Source organism: Streptosporangium lutulentum (genome assembly GCF_030811455.1).
Classification (GTDB): Bacteria; Actinomycetota; Actinomycetes; order Streptosporangiales; family Streptosporangiaceae; genus Streptosporangium; species Streptosporangium lutulentum.
In genome coordinates, this window is sequence record NZ_JAUSQU010000001.1 from 1,077,897 (window position 1) to 1,102,235 (window position 24,339).

Annotated in this window: 2 protein-coding genes; both read left to right on the forward strand. The window is 72.1% G+C overall.

What is annotated here, in order from left to right:
- Positions 1-238 precede the first annotated feature (238 nt).
- Entirely contained in the window at positions 239-5,854 is a 5,616-nt protein-coding gene (locus tag J2853_RS04615; RefSeq protein ID WP_307555292.1) for a non-ribosomal peptide synthetase, read from the forward strand.
- On the forward strand, positions 5,854-24,330 hold the full coding sequence (locus J2853_RS04620) for a type I polyketide synthase (protein WP_307555295.1): 18,477 nt from the start codon (positions 5,854-5,856) through the stop codon (positions 24,328-24,330). The genes J2853_RS04615 and J2853_RS04620 overlap by 1 nt, the downstream gene beginning before the upstream one ends.
- The last annotated feature ends 9 nt before the right edge of the window (positions 24,331-24,339 follow it).

The following is a 24,339-nucleotide window of genomic DNA, read 5'->3' on the forward strand; positions in this document are numbered from 1 at the left end:
CACTTCCCCCTTTCTTCGGCCCGGCGCCCCAGGCGCCGGGCCGTTTTTCATGCCCGGGATCCGGGGCCCCGAATAGGGGCCACATAGGGGAATGGAAACAAACCCGTGCTCTATAGCATTTCATTTGCGGTTGTTGGGAAAACAGTCGCATCAACCGTAGCCGTGACCCAATTACGGAGTAGTGATGGCGACAGCAGACAGCAATGGGTCTCGAAGCATCCGCCGCGGGGAGAGGCCGGTGCGGCTCCCCCTTTCCTTCGCACAGGAACGCCTGTGGTTCCTGGAACAGCTCGTGCCCGGCACGGCCGTGCAGAACGTGCCGCTGGCCGCCCGGCTGCGCGGACCGCTGGATGTCTCCCTGCTGCGGGCCGCGCTCAACATCGTGATCCGCCGGCACGAGGTTCTCCGCACCGTCTTCGTGACCGACGGCGCCGAACCCGAACAGCGGGTGCTGGCCGAGCTCGACCTGCCGATCGAGCTGGCCGACCTGGGCGGGACCGAACCCGGCGAGCGGGACACCGCCTGCGCCGACCTGCTGTCGCGGCGCGCCGCCGAGCCGTTCGACCTGGAGACCGGGCCGCTGATCCGCGCCACGCTCGTCCGCCGCGGCCCCGACGACCACGAGCTGCTGCTGGTCATCCATCACATCGTCGCCGACGGCTGGTCGGTGAGCGTCCTGCTGACCGAGCTGTCGGCGATCTGCGCGGCGTTGCACGCGGGCGGGACCGATCCGCTGCCCCCGCTGCCCATCCAGTACGCCGACTTCGCGCTGTGGCAGCGGGAACGACTCGCCCAGGGCGGGTACGAGCGGGACCTCGCCTACTGGAAGGAACGCCTGGGCGCCACCCTGCCGGTCCTCGAACTGCCCATGGCGCGCACGGGCACCCCGGGCGAGTTCACCGGCCGGCTGCTGACCCGCGAGCTGAGCCCGGAGCTCACCCAGGCGCTGGAGCGGACCAGCCGGCAGGAGCACTGCTCCCTCTTCATGACCCTGCTGGCCGCCTACGTGACCCTCCTGCACCGGCACAGCGGGGAGAGCAGCCTGGTCGTCGGCACGCCGATCGCCAACCGCAACAACCTGGAGATCGAGGAGCTGATCGGCTTCTTCGTCAACACCCTCGCGCTGCGGTTCGACGTCGACGCCCGGCACACCTTCCGCGACCTGCTCAAGCAGGTGCGCAAGGTCGCCATCGGCGGGTTCGCGCACCAGGACCTGCCGTTCGAGAAACTGGTGGAGGAACTCCGGCCGGAGCGGAGGGTCAGCCAGGCGCCGCTGTTCCAGGTGATGTTCGTCCTGCAGAACGCGCCCAAACAGCCGTTCGAGCTGCCCGGCCTGGAGATCAGCCCGGTCGACGTGCACAACGGCACCGCCAAGTTCGACCTGCTGCTGTCGGTCTGCGTCCGCGACGGCCGGCTCTTCACCACCTTCGAGTACGACGCGGCCAAGTTCGACGAGGACGTCGTCGGGCGGATGCTGGACCGCTACCGGACGCTGCTGGAGTCGATCGTCGAGGACCCGGGCGCCGGCCTGACGGCGCTGCCGATGCTGCCCGCCGACGAGCGGGCCGAACTGCTCTGGATCGGCCGGGCCAGGGAAGGTTTCCCCGCCGACTCCTGCCTGCACGAACTGTTCGCCGTCCGGGCCGCCCGCACCCCGGACGCCGTCGCGGTCACCTTCCAGGACGAGCGACTGACCTACGCCGAGCTGGACGGCCGCGCCGAGGACCTGGCCGCCCGCCTGCACGCCGCGGGCGTCCGCAACGGCAGCCGCGTCGGCCTGTTCCTGGAGCGGTCGCTGGACACGGTCGTCGCCATCGTGGGCGTGCTCAAGGCGGGCGGCGCGTACGTGCCGATGGACGCCGCCTACCCGACCTCCCGGCTGCGGGCCATCGTCGAGGACTCCCGGCCGGAGGTGCTGCTCACCCAGCGCCGGATGCTCGACCGGCTGCCCGCCTACCCGGGCACCCTCATCTGCCTGGACGAACCCGCCCCCCGGGCCGAGGCGCCCGCCTTCCCCGAACCCGCGGACCCGGACTCCGGCGCGTACGTGATCTACACCTCGGGGTCGACCGGCCGGCCCAAGGGCGTCCTGGTGAGCCACCGCAACGTGGTCCGCCTGTTCGAGTCCACCCAGCGCATGTTCGGGTTCGACGAGACCGACGTGTGGACGATGTTCCACTCCTACGCCTTCGACTTCTCGGTGTGGGAGCTGTGGGGCGCGCTGCTGTACGGCGGCAGGGTGGTCGTGGTCCCGACGGACGTGGCCAGGGCCCCGGAGACGTATTTCGAGCTGGTCCGCGCCGAAGGCGTGACCGTCCTCAACCAGACGCCGTCGGCGTTCGTTCACTTCGCCGCCGCCGACGCGCAGCGGCCCGGCGCCGGCCTCGCCCTCCGCCACGTCGTCTTCGGCGGGGAGGCGCTGGAACTCGGCTCGCTCCGCCAGTGGATCGCCAGACACGGCGACCGGAGCCCACGCCTGATCAACATGTACGGCATCACCGAGACCACCGTGCACGTCACCTACCGGCCGATCGTCGCGGCCGACCTGGAGCAGACGGGCCGCAGCCCGATCGGCGAGCCGCTGCCCGACCTGGAACTGTACGTCCTGGACGAGCGACTGTGCCCGGTGCCGTTCGGCGTGACCGGCGAGTTGTACGTCGGCGGCGCCGGCCTGGCCGCGGGCTACCTCGGCGCCCTCGACCTGACCGCGCGGCGATTCGTCCCGCACCCCTTCGCCACCGGCGACGGCGCCCGCCTGTACCGCAGCGGCGACCTGGCCAGGGTGACGTCCTCGGGCGACATCGAGTACCTGGGCCGGGCCGACCACCAGGTGAAGATCAGGGGCTACCGCATCGAGGCCGGCGAGATCGAGGCCGGCCTGCTGGCGCACCCGGGCGTGTCGGCCGCCGTGGTCACGCCGCACACCGCCGCCGACGGCGACCGCAAACTGGTCGCCTACGTGGTCGCCGACCCGGCCGCGCTCACCGACGACGACGAGGACTCCTCCGACGCCGGCGACGCCTCCCAGGACCAGGTCGGCGAGTGGGAGCTGGTCTTCGACGGCATGTACGGCTCCACCCGGGAGGGCCTCGCCGAGGACTTCGTCATCACCGGCTGGAACAGCAGCTACTCCAACGAGCCGATCCCGGCCGAGGAGATGGCCGAGTGGGTGACCGGCACGGTGGACGGGATCCGCGCGCTGGCCCCCAAACGGGTCCTGGAGATCGGCTGCGGCACCGGCCTGCTGCTCCAGCGGCTGGCCCCGCACGCCGACGACTACTACGGCACCGACCTGTCCGGCGGCGCCCTCGCCTCCCTCGGCCGGCGGCTGACCAGCGACAACGTCACGCTCCTGCACCAGGCGGCGGACCGGACGGACGGCCTGCCCGCCCGCTACTTCGACACCGTCGTGCTGAACTCGGTCGCGCAGTACTTCCCTGACGCGCACTACCTGACAGACGTCCTGGTCGGCACCGCCGCCACCGTCGCCCGCCCGGCGACGATGTTCGTCGGCGACATCCGGGACCTGCGGCTGCTGGAGGCGTTCCACCTCTCGATCGAGCTGTTCCGCGCCGAGGACTCGATGCCGCTGTCCCGGCTCCGGCAGCAGATCTCCCGCCGGATGCAGGAGGAGGACGAGCTTCTCTGCGATCCGCTGTACTTCCACGCGCTGCGCGGGCTCATCCCCGACCTGGCCGGGGTGGAGATCCTCCTCAAGCGCGGCAGGCACCGCAACGAGATGAGCTGCTTCCGCTACGACGTCCTGCTCCACCTGGGCGAACGCCCCGAACGCGGACCGGGGACACGACTGGACTGGACCGAGGACGGGCTCAGCATCGCCCGCCTCGGCGAGCTGCTCGCCGCCGGTACGGCGGGCACGCTCACCGTCCGCGGCATCGCCAACCCGCGGGTCGCCACCGAACTGCGGGCCCTCGCGTTCCTCCGCGACGCCCCGCCGGAGGCCACGGTCGTCGACCTGCGCCGGGAGCTGGAGTGGGCCGACCTGGAAGACCGCGGCGTGGAGATCGAGGACCTGCACGACCTGGCCGGACGGCACGGCTACGAGCTGCGCGCCGAGTGGAACGCCGACCTGCCGGGCGGCTACGACGCCGTCCTGATCCCCACCGGCTCCCCGCGGACCACCACGACCTCGGCCGCGCACGGACCGGCGGGACTGGCCGAGCCGCACCACTACGCCAACGACCCGCTCCGGGCCCGCCGGCGCCGCAACCTGGTGCCCCGCGTCCGCGCCTTCCTGAAGGACCGGGTGCCGCACTACATGGTGCCCGCCGCGTTCGTCGTCCTGGACGAGCTGCCGCTGACCCCCAACGGGAAGGTCGACCGGCAGGCCCTGCCGCACCCCGACGCCGAACGGGCCGTGCAGCACAACGCGTACGTCGCGCCGCGGACCGACACCGAGCGCGCGGTCACCGAACTGTGCGCCGCCACCCTCGGCATCGAGCGGGTCGGCGTGGAGGACAACTTCTTCGAACTGGGCGGCCACTCGCTGCTCGCCACCCAGCTGGTCTTCCGGCTCCGCGACGAACTCGGCGTCGAGCTGCCGCTGCGGGTGCTGTTCGACTCGCCCACCATGGCCGGCATCGCCGCCGCCGTCGACGGCACCGCCCCCGGCTCTCCGGACGCGGACCTGGCCGCCGAGGTCGGGCTGGCCGAGGACATCCGCCCGGCGGCGGAGGTCGTCACCGTGGCGGCCGACCCGGCCACGGTCCTGCTCACCGGGGCCACCGGATTCCTCGGCGCGTTCGTGCTGCGCGAGCTGCTGCGCCGCACCCGGGCCGAGGTGCTGTGCCTGGTGCGCGGCCGGGACGAGGAGGACGCCGCCGAGCGGCTGCGCGGCAGCCTGGCGCGCTACGGGATCTGGAACGAGGAGGAGATGGCCGGGCGGGTGACCGTACTGGCCGGCGACCTGGCCGCGCCGCGGCTCGGCCTGACCGGGGAACGGTTCGACGTCCTGTCCCGCACGGTCGACGCCGTCTACCACTCGGGCGCCTCGGTCAACCTGGTCTACCCGTACTCGGAGCTGAAGGCCGCCAACGTCACCGGCACCGAGGAGGTGCTGCGGCTGGCCGCGGCGCACCGCACCGTGCCGGTCCACTACGTGTCCACGATCGGCGTGTTCGGGGCGCCGCCGGCCGACGGCGTGGCGATCCGCGAGGACGACGCCACCGGCCCGGCCGCGGGGCTCGGCACCGGGTACACGCGGAGCAAGTGGGTCGCCGAGGAGAACGTCCGGATCGCCAGGGAACGGGGCCTGCCCGTCTCGGTGTACCGGCCCTCCCGGATCGCCGGCGACTCGGAGACCGGCGCCTGCCAGAGCGACGACTTCCTGTGGCGCGTCCTGAAGGGATGCGTCCAGGCGGAGGCGGCGCCCGCCGGCGCGGAGATGCTGGTGGACCTGGTCCCGGTCGACTACGTCAGCTCCGCCATCGTGGCGCTGTCCCAGGGCGAGGACGCCGGCGGCAGCCACCACCTGACCAACTCGGGTGACCGGGTCCGGCTGTCGGTCGTGCTGGAATACCTGCGCTCCTTCGGATACACGCTGCGCGAGCTGCCCTTCCCGTCCTGGGGCGCCGCCGTCGCCGCCGACCCGGACAACGCGGCGTACCCGCTGCTCGGGGTGCTCGGCGACGCGCCCGCCGGCGGCCTCGGCGACCTCGTCTTCGACGCCTCCCGCACCGAACGCGGGCTGGCGGGCACCGGGGTCGCGCTGCCGGACATCGACCGCGAGCTCTTCGCCACCTACGTGGCCTACTTCGTGCGATCCGGATTCCTGCCCCCGCCCACCGGGACGTCCGCGGGCGTCGGCACCGACATCAAGGGAGTGACCCGCTGATGCGTGATATCGCCGCCGACCCGCCCGGCCAGGACATCGCCATCGTCGGCATGGCGTGCCGCCTGCCGCGGTCCCCCTCCGTCGCCGACTTCTGGCGGCTGCTGAAGGACGGCCGCGACGCCGTCACCGAAGCACCCCCCGGCCGCTGGGACGCGGGCCAGGTCACCGTCCGCCGGGGCGGGTTCCTGGACGAGGTGGACACCTTCGACGCCGCCTTCTTCGGCATCTCGCCCCGCGAGGCGGCGGCCATGGACCCGCAGCAGCGGCTCGTTCTGGAGCTCACCTGGGAGGCGCTGGAGGATGCCGGGATCATCCCCGCCGACCTGCGCGACAGCCGGACCAGTGTGTTCATGGGCGCCATGGCCGGCGACTACGCGGGCCTGCTCGGCGGCCTGGACGCGATCACCCCGCAGACCCTCACCGGGCTCACCAGGGGCATCATCGCCAACCGCGTCTCGTACGCGCTCGGCCTGCGCGGGCCCAGCCTGACGGTCGACTCCGCCCAGTCGTCCTCGCTGGTCGCGGTCCACCTGGCCTGCGAGAGCCTGCTGCGCGGCGAGTCCGACCTCGCGCTCGTCGGAGGCGTCAACCTCAACCTCACCGCCGAGGGGACGGTCGCCGCGGCCCGCTTCGGCGGCCTGTCACCCGACGGCCGCTGCTTCACCTTCGACGCCAGGGCCAACGGGTACGTACGCGGCGAGGGCGGCGGCGTCGTCGTCCTCAAACCGCTCGCCGCCGCCCAGGCGGACGGCGACGACGTGTACGCCGTGATCCTGGGCAGCGCGGTCACCAACGACGGCGCCACCGACGGCCTCACGGTGCCCAGCCCGCAGGCCCAGGCCGACACCGTCCGCCTCGCCTGCTCCCGGGCCGGAATCGGCCCCCGCGACCTGCAGTACGTCGAGTTGCACGGCACGGGCACCCGACGCGGCGACCCCGTCGAGGCGGCCGGGCTCGGCCTCGCCACCTCGGCCGGCCGCGACGTCGCGCTGGTCGTCGGTTCGGCCAAGACGAACGTCGGCCACCTGGAGGGTGCGGCCGGCATCGTCGGGCTGCTGAAGACGGCGCTGTCCGTCCGGTACGGGCAGATCCCGGCCAGCCTCAACCACGAGACACCGAACCCCGACATTCCCTTCGAGGCGCTGAAGCTACGGGTCCAGACCGAGCTCGGGTCATGGCCCCGGACGCAGGGGCCCCGCCTGGCGGGGGTCAGCTCCTTCGGGATGGGCGGCACCAACTGCCACGTCGTCCTGTCCTCCGCGGCCCGGCGGGAGACGCCGTCCGACGGCTCTCCCGGCGACCCGGCGGCGCGGCCGTCCATGGTGGTGTGGCCGATCTCCGGCAAGGGACAGGCCGCGCTGCGGGGACAGGCCGAGCGGCTGCGGACGTTCACCGCCGGCGACGACGTGGACCTCGCGTCGGTCGGGTTCTCACTGGCGAGCACGCGCACCGCGTTCACCCACCGCGCCGCGATCGTCGCCGACGACCCCGGCAGGTTCGCCCGCGCGCTGGACGCGCTGGCCCGCGACGAGCCTTCCGCCGACGTCGTCCGCGACCGGGCGGGCACGGGACGGCCGGCCTTCGTCTTCTCCGGGCAGGGCAGCCAGCACCCCGGCATGGGCCGGGAACTGTACGAGGCGTTCCCGGTGTTCGCCGAGGCCGTCGACGAGATCGGCGCCCACTTCGACGCCGGCCTGCGCGAGGTGATGTTCGACGACACCTCGGCCCTGCTCGACCAGACGGCGTACACGCAGGCCGCGCTCTTCACGTTCGAGGTCGCGCTGGCCCGCCTGGCCGGGCACTGGGGGCTCCGCCCGGCGTACCTGATGGGCCACTCGATCGGCGAGATCTCCGCCGCGCACGTCGCGGGCGTCCTCACCCTGCCGGACGCGTGCACGCTGGTCGCCGCCCGTGGCCGGCTCATGCAGGCGCTTCCCCCCGGCGGCGCCATGGTGTCCCTCGCCGCGACCGAGGAGGAGGTGCTGCCCCTGCTGACCGGCGGCGTCGACATCGCCGCCGTGAACGGCCCGTCCGCCGTGGTCGTGTCCGGAGACGAGGACGCGGTGGCCGCCGTCGCCGCCCACTTCGACGCCGCCGGCCGCAAGACCAGGCGGCTGCGGGTCAGCCACGCCTTCCACTCGCCGCACATGGAGCCCATGCTCGCCGACTTCGCCGAGGTGGCCGGCCGGCTGGCCTACGCGCCGCCGCGGATTCCCCTCGTGTCCAACCTCACCGGCCGGCTCGCCGGCGACGAGGTGTGCGCGCCGGACTACTGGGTCCGCCACGCCCGCCGGGCCGTCCGCTTCGACGACGGCGTACGGACCCTCGCCGCCCTGGACGTCTCCACCCTCGTGGAGATCGGCCCGGACGGCGTGCTGTCCGCGATGGCCCAGCTCGGCCTCGCCGCCCTGGACGGCGACGTCCCCGCGTGCGTCCCGCTGCTGCGCCGAGGCCAGAACGAGCCCCGCACCGCGCTCACCGGACTGGCCCGGGCGTACACCCGCGGCTGCGACGTCGACTGGGCCGCCGTGTTCGCCGGCTACGACGCCCACCGCGTCAAACTCCCCACGTACGCCTTCCAGCGCACCCGCCACTGGCTGGACGCGCCCGCCGATCCGGCCGGTCCGGCCGTCTCGGCCGGTGCCGCCGTCCTGGCCCCCGCGCCCGTGAGCGAGCCGGATGAGCGCCGTACCGCCCTGACCGGGGAGGAGACGGCGAGGCTGGTGCGGCAGTGCGCGGCCGCCGTGCTCGGGCACGCCGATCCCGAGTCGATCGACATGGACCTGACCTTCAAGAGCCTGGGGTTCGACTCGCTCAGCACCGTCGAGTTCCGCAACCAGCTCAACGCGGCGACCGGGCTCGCGCTGCCGGCCACGCTCCTGTACAGCTACGCGACGCCGAGAGCGGTCGCCGGCCACCTGACCGCACGTGACTCCCGGCCCGTGGACGCCGCCACCGCCGTCGCGTCCGACGAACCGATCGCGATCGTGGGCATCGGCTGCCGGTTCCCCGGCGGGGTGTCCTCGCCGGACGAGCTGTGGCGACTGGTGGAGGGCGAGGTGGACGCGATCGGAGGCTTCCCATCCGACCGCGGCTGGGACCTCGACGGCCTCTACCACCCCGACCCCGACCACCACGGCACCTCGTACGTACGTGCCGGAGGCTTCCTGACCGGCGCGGACGGCTTCGATGCCGACTTTTTCGGGATCAGTCCGCGTGAGGCGCTGGCGATGGACCCGCAACAGCGGTTGTTGCTGGAGACGGCGTGGGAGGCGATCGAGCGGGCCGGGATCGATCCTGTTTCCCTGCGCGGCAGCCGGGCCGGGGTGTTCGTCGGCGCTGTCGCCTCGGACTACGGCCCCCGCCTGCACGAAGGCACCGAGGGCGTCGAGGGCTATCTGCTGACCGGTACGTCGGCGAGTGTGGCGTCCGGGCGAGTGGCGTACACGCTGGGGGTGGAAGGCCCGGCGGTGACGGTGGACACGGCGTGTTCGTCGTCGCTGGTGGCGCTGCACCTGGCCGTCCAGGCGCTGCGGAGCGGCGAGTGCTCGCTGGCCCTGGCTGGCGGCGCCATGGTGATGGCGAACCCCGGCATGTTCGTGGAGTTCAGCCGCCAGCGTGGTCTTTCGCCCGACGGTCGTTGCAAGGCCTTCTCCGCGGCGGCCGACGGCACGGGCTGGGGTGAGGGTGTGGGTCTGCTGCTGGTGGAGCGGTTGTCGGACGCGGAGCGCAACGGTCACCAGGTTCTGGCGGTGGTGCGGGGTTCGGCGGTGAACCAGGACGGCGCCTCCAACGGTTTGACCGCGCCGAACGGTCTGTCCCAGGAAGGTGTGATCCGGCAGGCGCTGGCCAGTGCCGGGTTGTCCGCCCGGGACGTGGATGCCGTGGAGGCCCATGGCACCGGGACCGCTCTGGGCGATCCGATCGAGGCGCAGGCGCTTCTCGCGACGTATGGGCAGGGGCGGCAGGAGCCGTTGTGGCTGGGGTCGTTGAAGTCGAACATCGGTCATGCCCAGGCCGCCGCGGGGGTGGGCGGGGTCATCAAGATGGTGATGGCGATGCGTCATGGCGTGCTGCCCAAGACCCTGCATGCGGATGAGCCCTCGCCGCACGTGGACTGGTCTGCCGGTGCGGTCGAGTTGCTGACCGAGGCTCGTGACTGGCCGGAGGCCGGTCGTCCTCGTCGTGCGGCGGTGTCCTCGTTCGGGATCAGCGGTACGAACGCGCACGTGATCCTGGAGCAGGGTCCGGCGGTGGACGTGTCCGTGGCCGTGGAGCAGGGTCCGGCGGTGCCCGTCGAGAGCGATGCCGCGAACGTGTCTGTGGTTGTGGAGCGGTCGGCTGGTTCGGGTGGTGTGGTGCCGTGGGTGGTCTCGGCGAAGTCCGAGGCCGGGTTGCGGGCGCAGGCCGGACGGTTGGCGTCGGTCGAGCAGGACCCGGCGGCGGTCGGGCTCTCCTTGGTGGCGACCCGATCAAGCTTTGAGCACCGTGCGGTGGCGGTCGGAGCGGATCTGGCGGAGTTGCGCCGGGGCTTGGCCGAGATCGTGCCCGGTGCGGTGTCCTCGGTCGGGTCGGTGGGGGTGTTGTTCTCCGGTCAGGGCTCGCAGCGGGTCGGGATGGGCCGGGACCTGGCCGAGCGGTTCCCGGTGTTCGCCGCGGCGTTGGAGGAGGTCTGTGCGATCGCCGGGGAGCCGCTGCGGGCGGTGATGTTCGGCGAGGACCTCTCGGTCGACCTCAACGACACCGGATGGGCCCAACCCGCCCTGTTCGCCTTCGAGGTGGCGCTGTATCGGTTGCTGGAGTCGGTGGGCGTTCGCCCGCGGGTCCTGGTGGGTCATTCGATCGGGGAGATCGCCGCCGCGCACGTCGCCGGGGTGTTGTCTCTCCCGGACGCGGTGGCGTTGGTGGGGGCGCGGGGCCGGTTGATGCAGGAGTTGCCGGCCGGTGGGGCGATGGTGGCGATCGCCGCCCCCGAAGCCGAGGTGGTGCCGGTGCTGGCGGGGTTGGAGGACCGGGTCGGGGTGGCTGCGGTCAACGGCCCGGCAGCGGTGGTGGTCTCCGGAGAGCGGGAAGCGGCTGAGCGGGTCGCCGCGCACTTCGCTGAGGCCGGTTATCGGACTCGTTGGTTGCGGGTGAGTCATGCTTTCCATTCGCCGTTGATGGAGCCGATGCTGGAGCGGTTCGCTCAGGTGGTGGAGGGGTTGTCGTTCCTGACCCCGGCCGACGGTGGTCCGGTGGTGGTCTCCACGGTGACCGGGCAGCCGATCAGCGTCGGGGACTGGGCGCAGCCGCAGTATTGGGTTGAGCATGTGCGTCGTCCGGTGCGGTTCGCCGACGCGTTGGGTGCGGCTCGCGCGGACGCGTGGGTGGAGGTGGGCCCGGATGCGGTGCTGACCGCGTTGGCCGATGCCTGCCTGACCGAGCCCGCCGAGCTGGTCGCCCTGTCGCGTAAGGATCATGACGAGGTGGCGGCTCTGGCGACCGGGTTGGGCCGGTTGTATGTGGCGGGCGCCGAGGTGGATTGGCGGCCTTTCTTCCCAGCCTCGACGGCGGTGGTGGATCTGCCGACGTATGCCTTCCAGCGTCAGCGTTACTGGCTGGAGGCTCCCGCTGCTCGTGCTGATCTGTCTTCTGCGGGTCTGACCGCTCCCGGGCATCCTTTCCTGACCGCTGCCACCGCCCTCGCCGGTGACGACGGTCACCTGTTCACCGGAACACTCTCCCGCCGTACTCACCCATGGCTCGTCGATCACACCGTCATGGCCGCCGTCGTCCTGCCGGAGGCGGCGATCGCCGAGCTGGTGCTGTTCACCGGAGACCAGGTCGGCTGCCCCCGCATCGTGGAACTCGCCATCGAGGATCCGCTGACCCTCCCCGAACACGGTGAAGTCCGGATCCAGGTCAAGGTGGGCCGGAACGAGGAGGCGGGCCACCGCCCGATCACCGTTCACGCCCAAACCGGTGACGCCGAATCCGACTGGACCCTGCACGCCCACGGCCAGGTCACGGGTGAAGCGACCGTTGCGGCGCCAGAGCTGGTTGCCTGGCCGCCGCCCGGCGCGACGCCGGTGCCGGTGGAGGACCTGTACGCCTCGCTGGCTGAGCACGGCATCGACCTCGGCCCCGCCTTCCAGGCACTCACGGCGCTGTGGCGCCAGGGTGACACGACCTTCGCCGAGGTATGCCTGCCGGACTCGGGCAGCGACCCGGGCTTCGCCCTCCACCCCGCCGCCTTGGACGCCGCCCTTCGCGGCCTCGCCGATGCCCCTGGCGTCCCGTGGCACTCTTCCTGGTCGGGCGTTTCGCTCTACGCCTCCGGCGCCACGACCATGCGAGTACGGCGCACCGCCGCAGGTCAGATCACCATCGCCGACCACACCGGCGCACCGGTGGCGATGATCGACTCTCTGTCCACCACCCTTCTCCCGACGTCCTCGTTCACGTCGGCCGGCCAGGATGCGGCCCTCCTCCGCGTCGACTGGGTTCCTGTCGCGGTGCCTGAGGTGGTGGAGCGGGGGGTGTGGGCGGTTGTGGACGATCCGGTTCTGGCGGGGTCGTTGGCCGTGGGTGATCTGGCGGGGTGGCCGGATGGGTCGGTGCCGGATGTGGTTTTTGTGTCGGCGCCGGTGGGGGATGCGCTGGGGTCGGTGAGTGCGGTGCTGGGTCGGTTGCGGGGGTTGCTGGCCGATGAGCGGTTGTCGGGGTCGCGGTTGGTGGTGTTGACGCGGGGGGTGGTGGCGTCGGATCTGGCGGCGGCTGCGGTGTGGGGTCTGGTGCGGGCTGCGCAGGTGGAGCATCCGGGTCGGATCGTGCTGGTCGATTGGGATGGTGATCGGGCGGGGGTGGCGGCGGCGTTGGCTTCGGGTGAGGGTCAGGTCGCGGTGGTGGGCGGTGGGTTGCGGGTGCCGCGGTTGGGTCGGGTGGCCGCGGGTGGTGAGGCGCCGGTGTTCGATCCGGCGGGCACGGTTTTGGTCACGGGGGCCACGGGTGGTTTGGGTGGGGTGGTGGCCGCTCATTTGGTGGCGTCGTACGGGGTGGGCCGGTTGGTGCTGGTCAGCCGTCGTGGTGAGCAGGCGCCGGGGGCGGTGGAGTTGCGGGAGCGGCTGGAGGCGGCGGGCGCTTATGTGGAGTTCGCCGCGTGTGATGTGGCGGATCGGGCCGCGCTGGCCGCGCTCATCGCGGCTGTTCCCGCCGAGCACCCGTTGACGGGAGTCGTGCACGCCGCGGGTGTGCTGGACGACGGGGTCGTCTCCTCTCTGACTCCTGAGCGGGTTGAGGGGGTGTGGCGGGTCAAGGCCGAGGCGGCCTGGCATCTGCACGAGCTCACCGCCGGCCTGGATTTGTCGGCGTTCGTGGTGTTCTCTTCGGTGGCGGGGACGGTGGGTAGTGCCGGTCAGGCGAACTACGCCGCGGCGAACGCGTTCCTGGACGCTCTGGCCGTGCACCGGCATGCTCTGGGCCTGCCGGCCACGTCGCTGGCCTGGGGACTGTGGGAGCAGACCGGCGGCATGTCCGCCACTCTCACCCAGGCGGATCTCGCGCGATGGGCGCGGATCGGCATGGCGCCCATCTCGCAGCAGCAGGGTCTCGCCCTCCTGGACGCTGCGCTTCGGCGTACCGACCCGGCGCTGGTGCCGGTGCGACTGGATCTGGCGAGTGTCCGCGCTCAAGGCACGATCCCGCCGATGATGCGCGGGCTCGTCCACGTCTCGGCACGGCGCAAAGTCGGCACGGCGGCGCCGGCCTCCTCACTCGCACAGCGCCTGGCCGGCCTCCCGGAGGCCGAGAGGGCGGCACACCTGCTGGATCTCGTACGGGGACAGGTCTCTCTCGTCCTCGGACATGCCACGTCGGAGACCATCGACGCCGGGCGGGCCTTCAAGGACGCGGGCTTCGACTCCCTCACCGCCGTCGAGCTGCGCAACCGGCTCACCGCCGTCACCGGCCTGAACCTGCCCAGAACCCTCCTGTACGACTACCCCACCCCGAGCGCCGTCGTCGGACACTTCCTCGCCGAGCTCCCGGGAACCCGGACCGAGGCCGCCGTCGAGACGCGCGTCGCGATCGACGAACCGATCGCGATCGTGGGCATCGGCTGCCGCTACCCCGGAGGGGTGGCCTCCGCCGAGGACCTGTGGCAACTCGTACTCGCCGAGACCGACGCCATCGGTGATCTTCCTGACGATCGTGGGTGGAACGTCGACGGCCTGTACGACCCCGACCCCGACAAGGTCGGCACCTTCTACGCCCGTACCGGCGGGTTCCTGTACGACGCGGCCCACTTCGACGCCGAGTTCTTCGGGATCAGTCCGCGTGAGGCGCTGGCGATGGACCCGCAGCAGCGGCTGTTGCTGGAGACGGCGTGGGAGGCGATCGAGCGGGCCGGGATCGATCCTGTTTCCTTGCGCGGCAGCCGGGCCGGGGTGTTCGTCGGCGCGGCCCCCCAGGACTACGGCCCCCGGCGGGACGCGGTCCCGGACGGCATCGAGGGTTACCTGCTGACCGGTACGTCGGCGAGTGTGGCGTCCGGGCGGGTGGCGTACACGCTGGGGGTGGAAGGCCCGGCGGTGACGGTGGACACGGCGTGTTCGTCGTCGTTGGTGGCGCTGCACCTGGCCGTGCAGGCGCTGCGGAACGGCGAGTGCTCCCTCGCGCTGGCCGGCGGCGCCATGGTGATGGCGACCACCAACACCTTCGTGGAGTTCAGCCGCCAGCGTGGTCTCTCACCCGACGGCCGTTGCAAGGCCTTCTCCGCGGCGGCCGACGGCACGGGCTGGGGCGAGGGCGTGGGTCTGCTGCTGGTGGAGCGGTTGTCGGACGCGGTGGCCAACGGTCACCAGGTGCTGGCTGTGGTGCGGGGTTCGGCGGTGAACCAGGACGGCGCCTCGAACGGTTTGACCGCGCCGAACGGTCCCTCTCAGCAGCGGGTGATCCGGCAGGCGCTGGCCGGTGCCGGACTCACCACCGCCGACGTCGACGCCGTGGAAGCGCACGGCACCGGCACCGCTCTGGGCGATCCGATCGAGGCGCAGGCGCTTCTCGCGACGTACGGGCAGGAACGCCAGGAGCCGTTGTGGCTGGGGTCGTTGAAGTCGAACATCGGTCACGCCCAGGCCGCCGCGGGGGTGGGCGGGGTCATCAAGATGGTCATGGCGATGCGTCATGGCGTGCTGCCCAAGACCCTGCATGCGGATGAGCCCTCGCCGCACGTGGACTGGTCTGCCGGTGCGGTCGAACTCCTCACAGAGACCCGCGACTGGCCCGAGACCGGTCGTCCCCGGCGTGCGGCGGTGTCCTCGTTCGGGATCAGCGGTACGAACGCGCACGTGATCCTGGAGCAGGGTCCGGCGGCGGACGTGTCCGTGGTTGTGGAGCGGTCGGCTGGTTCGGGTGGTGTGGTGCCGTGGGTGGTCTCGGCGAAGTCCGAGGCCGCGCTGCGGGTACAGGCCGGCCGGTTGGCATCGGTCGAGGAAGACCCGGCCGCGGTCGGGCTCTCCCTGGTGGCGACCCGGTCGAGTTTTGAGCACCGTGCGGTAGCGGTCGGATCCGACCTGGCGGAGTTGCGCCGGGGCCTGGCCGGGATTGAGCCCGGTGCGGTGTCCTCGGTCGGTTCGGTGGGGGTGTTGTTCTCCGGTCAGGGGTCGCAGCGGGTCGGGATGGGCCGGGAGCTGGCCGCCCGATTCCCGGTGTTCGCCGCGGCGTTGGAGGAGGTCTGTGCGATCGCCGGGGAGCCGCTGCGGGCGGTGATGTTCGGCGAGGACCTCTCGGCCGATCTCAACGACACGCGATGGGCGCAACCCGCCCTGTTCGCCTTCGAAGTAGCCCTCTACCGGTTGCTGGAGTCGGTGGGCGTTCGCCCGCGGACCTTGATCGGTCATTCGATCGGGGAGATCGCTGCCGCGCACGTCGCCGGGGTGCTGTCTCTCCCGGATGCGGTGGCGTTGGTGGGGGCGAGGGGCCGGTTGATGCAGGAGTTGCCGGCCGGTGGGGCGATGGTGGCGATCGCCGCCCCCGAAGCCGAGGTCCTGCCGGTGCTGGCGGGGTTGGAGGACCGGGTTGGGCTGGCGGCGGTCAACGGCCCGGCGGCGGTGGTGGTCTCCGGGGAGCAGCAGGCGGCCGAGCAGGTCGCCGCACACTTCGCTGAGGCCGGTTATCGGACCCGTCGTCTGCGGGTGAGTCATGCCTTCCATTCGCCGTTGATGGAGCCGATGCTGGAGCGGTTCGCCCAGGTCGTCGAAGGTCTGTCGTTCCTGACCCCGGCCGATGGTGGTCCGGTGGTGGTTTCCACGGTGACCGGGCAGCCGATCAGCGTCGAGGACTGGGCGCAGCCTGGGTATTGGGTTGAGCATGTGCGTCGTCCGGTGCGGTTCGCCGACGCCCTGGGCGCGGCTCGTGCGGACGCGTGGGTGGAGGTGGGCCCGGATGCGGTGCTGACCGCGCTGGCCGATGCCTGCCTGAGCGAACCCGCCGAGCTCGTCGCCTTGTCTCGCAAGGACCATGACGAGGTGGCGGCCCTGGCCACCGGGCTGGGCCGGTTGTATGTGGCGGGTGCCGAGGTGGATTGGCGGTCTTTCTTCCCGGTCACCACGGCGGTGGTGGATCTGCCGACGTATGCCTTCCAGCACCAGCGTTACTGGCTCCACGCCACGACCGGAGCCACGAACGCGGTGGGTCTCGGCCTCACGGCATCCGACCACCCGTTCCTCGCCGCCAGCACCGAACTGGCCGAAGGCGACACCGTTGTCTTCTCCGGACTCCTGTCCACCCACACCCACCCCTGGCTGACCGACCACACCATCACCGGAACGACCCTCCTGCCCGGCACCGCGCTCCTCGAGTTGGCGCTGCGTGCGGGAGGCCAGGTCGGATGGCCGTACGTGGAAGAGCTCATCCTCCAGGACCCCCTGGTTCTACCGGAGCGCGGTGATGTCCGCCTCCAGGTGTCGGTGGGCGCGCCTGACGGTGACGGGTTCCGCCCGATCGGCATCCACTCACGCGGGGAACACGGCTCCTGGGTACGGCACGCCGCCGGCACCCTGGCCCAGCGTGAGCCCGCCGCGTCGTTCGCCTTCGAGGTGTGGCCTCCGGCGGGGGCGGTGCAGGTGAAACTGGACGATCCGTACGGGAACCTCGCCGAGCGCGACTACCAGTACGGACCGGCGTTCCAGGGGCTGCGGGCCGTCTGGCGGCGGGACGGCGACGTGTACGCCGAGGTCACGCTCCCGGACGGGCGGCAGGACGAGCGGTTCGGTATCCATCCGGCGCTGCTGGACGCCGCTCTGCACCCGTTGGCCCTCAGGCTGACCGGCCTCGGAGCCGATCCGCGCGTGCTGCTGCCCTTCTCCTGGTCAGGTGTCTCCCTGCACGCCGAGGGCGCGACGACCCTCAGGATCGGGATCACCGTGACCGGCGACAACGAGGTCGGCCTCACCGTGGCCGACCACACCGGTACCCCCGTCATGTCGGTCGGATCACTCGCGCTGCGCCCGGCTTCCGCCGAACAGCTCACGGCCGCGGCGGCCACCGGTGAGGATCTTCTCTACGAGATCGACTGGATTCCCGCGGACCTGCCCGAGGAGACCGTTCCGGCAAGCACGCTCATGCGACTCGGCTTCCCCACGCCGGTCGGCTCACCGACGCCGGCTGATGCGGACGCACTGTCGGAGCTCGCGTCGCGGGGCCTGGCCGCGGTGCCGGAGCCCGTACCCGCCGTCGTGGTCGCCTGGTGCGAGGCGGGTGCGGGGGAGACGGTCGTCGATCAGGCTCACGGCACCGCGAAGGCGGCGCTCGGCCTGATCCAGGCCTGGCTGGCCGATGACCGCTTCACGGCGTCCCGGCTGGTGCTGGTCACGCGGCGGGCGGTCACCGTACCGGGGGATGAGGAACAGGACCTTGCCGCCGCCACGCTGTGGGGACTGGTTCGGTCGGCGCAGACCGAGCACCCGGGACGGTTCGGTCTCGTCGACGTCGACGGCAGCGAGGCGTCCCGGAGCGTGATAGACGCGGCGACCGCTTCGGACGAGCCGCAACTGGCTCTCCGCGACGGCACCGCCCTGGCACCCCGGCTCACCCGATCGACACCGCAGGAAAGCGCGACCCCGCGCTGGGACGCGGATGGGACCGTACTGCTCACGGGCGGGACCGGCACGCTCGGCGCGGGGCTCGCCCGCAGGCTGGTGGGGCTCCACGGGGCACGGCATCTCGTCCTGGCGGGCAGGTCGGGGTCCGCGGCACCCGGTGCCGCGGAGCTGCGGGCGGAACTGACCGAGATGGGCGCCGAGGTCACGCTGGCGGCCTGCGACGTCGCCGACCGGGATTCCCTCGCCGAGCTGATCGCGGCCATCCCGGCTGAGCATCCGCTGACAGCGGTGGTCCACCTGGCGGGTGTGGTGGACGACGGTGTGGTGGCCTCGCTGACGGATGAGCGGCTGGACGCGGTGCTGCGCCCGAAAGTCGACGCCGCCTGGCACCTGCACGAGCTCACCGCCGGCCTGGACCTGTCCGCGTTCGTGCTGTTCTCCTCGGTGGCCGGGACGGTCGGAACCGCGGGGCAGGGCAACTACGCCGCGGCGAACGCGTTCCTGGATGCCCTGGCCGTGCACCGGCACGCTCTGGGCCTTCCGGCCACGTCGCTGGCCTGGGGGCTGTGGACCGGCGGTATGGGTGCCGGTCTCCAGGAGGCCGACCGGGTACGGCTCCGCCGGACAGGGGTGGGCGAGTTGTCCGCCGAGGACGGGCTGGCCCTGTTCGATCTCGCGCTCGATCTGGGTCGGGCGGTGGTCGTTCCCGCTCGGCTCGACCTGTCCGCGCTTCGCGGGCAGGAGACCGTACCCGCCCTGTTCCGGCGGCTCGTCCGGACCCGGCCCCGTCGCGTCGTCGAGGCCGGCCCGGCGGCGCACGCCGGATCCCTCGCCACCCGCCTGGCGGGACTGCCGGGAGACGAGCAGGTGCGGGTGCTCTCCGAACTGGTCACCACCCAGGTCGCGCTGGCACTCGGTTACGCGGGCGGCGAGACCCTCGACGCCGACAAGGCGTTCAAGGACCGAGGGTTCGACTCGCTCAGCGTCGTGGACCTGCGCAACCGGCTCAACGCGGCCACGGGGCTGCGGCTGCCGAGCACGCTGCTGTTCAACTACCCCACCCCGGCCGCGCTGGTCGAGCACCTGCGTGGCGAACTGCTCGGCGTGACCACACCCGAGGTCGTGTCCCAGCCGGTGGCGGCGACCGGAGCCGACGACCCGATCGCGATCGTCGGGATCGGCTGCCGCTACCCCGGCGGGGTCGGGTCGCCGGAGGAGCTGTGGCGCCTGGTGACGGCCGAGACCGACGCCGTCGCCGGGTTCCCCACCGATCGCGGATGGAACCTGGACGATCTCTACCACCCGGACCCCGATCACTACGGCACCTCGTACGTGCGGGAGGGCGGCTTCCTGTACGACGCGGACCTGTTCGACCCGGCGTTCTTCGGGATCAGCCCGCGCGAGGCGGCGGCGATGGACCCGCAGCAGCGGCTGCTCCTGGAGACCGCGTGGGAGACCTTCGAGCGGGCCGGGATCGACCCGGCATCGCTGCGCGGCAGCCGTACCGGGGTGTTCGCCGGGGTCATGTACCACGACTACGGCTCCCGGTTGCGGCAGGCACCGGACGGATTCGAGGGGTACCTCGTCAACGGCAGCGCGGGCAGCATCGCGTCCGGTCGGGTGTCGTACGCCTTCGGTCTCGAAGGCCCGGCGGTGACGGTGGACACGGCGTGTTCGTCGTCGCTGGTGGCGCTGCACCTGGCCGTCCAGGCGCTGCGGAACGGCGAGTGCTCGCTGGCCCTGGCGGGTGGTGTGACGGTGATGGCCACGCCTGCGGTCTTCGTCGAATTCAGCCGGCAACGGGGACTGGCCGCCGACGGCCGGTGCAAGGCGTTCTCCGACCAGGCCGACGGCACGGGCTGGTCCGAGGGTGTGGGTCTGCTGCTGGTGGAGCGGTTGTCGGACGCGGTGGCCAACGGTCATCAGGTGCTGGCGGTGGTGCGGGGTTCGGCGGTGAACCAGGACGGCGCCTCCAACGGGCTGACCGCGCCGAACGGTCCTTCTCAGCAGCGGGTGATCCGGCAGGCACTCGCCGCCGCGGGCCTGTCCGCCCGGGACGTCGACGCCGTGGAGGCTCATGGCACCGGCACCACACTGGGCGACCCGATCGAGGCGGAAGCGCTGCTGGCCACGTACGGGCAGGGGCGTGAGACTCCGCTCTGGCTGGGGTCGTTGAAGTCGAACATCGGCCACACCCAGGCCGCCTCAGGAGTCGGCGGGATCATCAAGATGGTCATGGCGATGCGCCACGGTGTGCTGCCCAGGACGCTGCATGTGGACACGCCGTCCCGGCACGTGGACTGGTCGGCCGGTGCGGTCGAACTCCTCACCGAAACCCGCGACTGGCCGGAGACCGACCGGCCTCGTCGTGCGGCGGTGTCCTCGTTCGGCGTCAGCGGTACAAACGCGCACGTGATCCTGGAGCAGGGCCCGGCTTCGGAAGAGGTTCCTGCTGGTTCGGGTGGTGTGGTGCCGTGGGTGGTTTCGGCGAAGTCCGAGGCCGGGTTGCGGGCGCAGGCCGGGCGGCTGGCGTCGGTCGAGCAGGACCCGGCGGCGGTGGGGTTGTCGTTGGTGGCGACCCGGTCGAGTTTTGAGCACCGTGCGGTGGTGGTCGGATCGGATCTGGCGGAGTTGCGCCGGGGTCTGGCCGAGATCGTGCCCGGTGCGGTGGGTTCGGCTGATGTGGTGGGGGTGTTGTTCTCCGGTCAGGGGTCGCAGCGGGTCGGGATGGGCCGGGAGCTGGCCGCCCGATTCCCGGTGTTCGCCGCAGCGTTGGAGGAGGTTTGTGCGATCGCCGGGGAGCCGCTGCGGGCGGTGATGTTCGGCGAGGACCTCTCGGTCGACCTCAACGACACGCGGTGGGCGCAACCCGCCCTGTTCGCCTTTGAAGTAGCCCTCTACCGGTTGCTGGAGTCGGTGGGGGTTCGCCCGCGGGTCTTGATCGGTCATTCGATCGGGGAGATCGCCGCCGCGCACGTCGCCGGAGTGCTCTCCCTGCGGGATGCGGTGGCGTTGGTGGGGGCGCGGGGCCGGTTGATGCAGGAGTTGCCGGCCGGTGGGGCGATGGTGGCGATCGCCGCCTCGGAGGCCGAGGTGTTGCCGGTGCTGGCCGGGCTGGAGGACCGGGTTGGGCTGGCCGCGGTCAACGGCCCGGCAGCGGTAGTGGTCTCCGGAGAGCAGCAGGCGGCTGAGCGGGTCGCCGCGCACTTCGCCGCGGCCGGTTATCGGACCCGCCGCCTGCGGGTGAGTCATGCTTTCCATTCGCCGTTGATGGAGCCGATGCTGGAGCGGTTCGCCCAGGTGGTCGAGGGGTTGTCGTTCCTGACCCCGGCCGATGGTGGTCCGGTGGTGGTTTCCACGGTGACCGGGCAGCCGATCAGCGTCGAGGACTGGGCGCAGCCGCAGTACTGGGTCGAGCACGTGCGTCGTCCGGTGCGGTTCGCCGACGCCCTGGGTGCGGCTCGCGCGGACGCGTGGGTGGAGGTGGGCCCGGATGCGGTGCTGACCGCGCTGGCCGACGCCTGCCTGGCCGAGCCCGCCGAGTTGGTCGCCCTGTCGCGCAAGGATCATGACGAGGTGGCGGCTCTGGCGACCGGGTTGGGCCGGTTGTATGTCGCGGGCGCCGAGGTGGATTGGCGGTCTTTCTTCCCGGTCACCACGGCGGTGGTGGATCTGCCGACGTATGCCTTCCAGCGTCAGCGTTACTGGCTGGAGGCTCCCGCTGCTCGTGCTGATCTGTCTTCTGCGGGTCTGACCGCTCCCGGGCATCCTTTCCTGACCGCTGCCACCGCCCTCGCCGGTGACGACGGCCACCTGTTCACCGGAACACTCTCCCGCGACACCCACCCCTGGCTGGCCGACCACTCCGTGCACGACACCGCGCTCCTCCCGGGCACGGTGTTCGTGGAGCTGGCGCTCAGCGCGGCGGAGCACGTCGGTTGCGCCGGGGTCGACGAGCTGACCCTGGAAGCCCCCCTCGTCATCCCGGACACCGGCCTGGTCGCACTGCAGGTCTCCGTCGGCCCAGCGGACGAGCTCGGCGGGCGGTCGCTGACCGTGCACTCCCGCCGGGAAACCGACGACGCCTGGACCCGGCACGCGAGCGGGACGCTGACCTCGGAGCTCGCGCAGAAGCCGGAAGCCCTGACGGTGTGGCCGCCCACCGGTGCCACGCCGGTGCCGGTCGACGGGCTCTATGACCGGCTCGCCGACGCGGGGTACGGGTACGGCCCCCTGTTCCAGGGGCTGCGCGCCGCCTGGCGCCGGGGCTCCGAGTTGTTCGGTGAGGTGGCGCTGCCGGAGCAGGGAGACGCGGGCGAGTTCGGCCTGCACCCCGCGCTCATCGACGCGGCCCTTCACCTGCAGCTCCTCGAAACGGCCCCGGTACGGATGCCCTTCAGCTGGAGCGGTGTGTCCGGTCTGGCCGCCGGCACGTGGCGGATGCGGGTACGGATCGCCGAGCTGGGCCAGGACACGGTCGCCCTCACCTTGGCCGGAGAGGACGGCACGCCCCTGGCCGTCGTCACGTCGCTGGTGTCGCGGCCCGTTTCGGCCGCGCAGCTTCGCACCGCCGACCACCACGACGCACTGTTCCACGTCGACTGGGTTCCGCTCGCCCTACCGGCCGCGCACGCGGGTCGCTGGGCACTGCTGGGACCGAGCCTGCCCGGCCTGGAGTTCGACCACCACACCGACCTGAGCGGGATCGCCGCCGCGGACGTCATCGTCGCCACTCACACGGGCGGGGGAGCACTCACCGCCGCAGCCGTGCACGACGCGACCGCACAGGCGCTGGACCTGCTCCAGCGCTGGCTGGCAGAGGACAGGTTCGCCGCCTCGCGCCTGGTCATGGTGACGAGCGGGGCCGTCGCGGCTCTCGCCGGGGAGGACGTGCCCGACCTGGCGCACGCCGCGCTCTGGGGTCTGATCCGCTCGGCGCAGGCGGAGCACCCGGGCCGCCTCACCCTCGTGGACCTCGACGGGCCGGAGTCGGCCGCCCTGCTTCCGGCGGCGGTGGCCACGGGCGAGCCGCAGCTCGCGCTGCGCCGGGGCGCGGCCCACGTTCCCCGCCTCTCCCGTGACCTGCCCCAGCCGGCGGACGAGCCCACCGGCTGGGATCCGGAGGGAACCGTCCTGGTCACCGGCGCGACCGGCACCCTAGGGCGACTGGTCGCCAGGCACCTGGTCACCGCCCGCGGCGTACGGCACCTGCTGCTTCTCAGCCGCAGGGGAGCCGCCGCCGACGGCATGGCCGCGCTCCACGAGGAGCTCACCGACCTGGGCGCCACCGTCACCGTGGCCGCCTGCGACGCCGCCGACAGGGAGGAACTCGCCGGGGTGCTCGGCGCGGTGCCCGCAGGGCACCCGCTGACCGCGCTCATTCACGCGGCCGGCGTCCTCGATGACGGCGTCGTGGAGTCCCTCACCCCGGAACGGCTCAGCCGGGTCCTGCGCCCCAAGGTCGACGCCGCGCTGAACCTGCACGAACTCACCCACGACCTGGCTGGGTTCGTCCTGTTCTCCTCCACGACCGGAACGATGGGAGGGGCGGGGCAGGCGAACTACGCGGCGGCCAACGTCTTCCTTGACGCGCTGGCTCACCACCGGCGGGCCGGCGGGCTGTCCGCGACCTCCCTGGCGTGGGGTCTGTGGGCGGAGCGGAGCGGCATGACCGCCGACATGGCCGAAGCCGACCTGCACCGCATCGAGCGGGCCGGCATCCAACCGCTCTCGTCGCAGGAGGGACTGGCCCTGCTCGACACCGCCATCACCGGCTCCCACCCGCATCTGGTGCCGGTACGGCTGGACCCGGCGGCCGTACGGGCACAGGGGGAGATCCCCGCTCTGCTCCGCGGCGTCGTCAAGGCCGCGGTACGGCGCGTGGAGGCGGAGCGGTCGTTCCGGAACAGGCTGGACGCGCTGCCGGAACAGGAAAGGTACGGCGCGTTGCTCGAAGCGGTCCGTGCCCAGGTGGCGGGCGTGCTCGCGCACGACGATCCGGCCGCCGTGGACGACGAGGTGGCGTTCTCCCGCCTCGGCTTCGACTCCCTCACCGCGGTCGAACTGCGCAACCGGCTGAACGGGGTGACCGGGATCCGCCTGCCCGCCACCCTGCTGTTCGACTACCCGAACCCGTCCGCCCTGGCAGGGCACCTGCGGGAACTCATCTACCCACCGGCCGCCGACCTTGATGTCGACGAGCTGGAGATCCGCCGGGCGCTGTCGTCCATCCCGATCCACCGCCTGCGTGAGGCAGGGCTGACCGAGACCCTGCTGCGTCTGGCGAGTCTCACCGACGACGACAGCGACCCCCGTACGAAGGCCACGGGCGAGGAGATCGACGCGATGGACGTCGACCACCTCATCCAGATGGCGCTAGATGGCAGCCAATCGTGATCAGGTCCG

Coding starts and splice junctions, on each gene's coding strand:
- J2853_RS04620 (WP_307555295.1), top strand. CDS start 5,854: ATGCGTGATATCGCCGCCGACCCGCCCGGCCAGGACATCGCCATCGTC.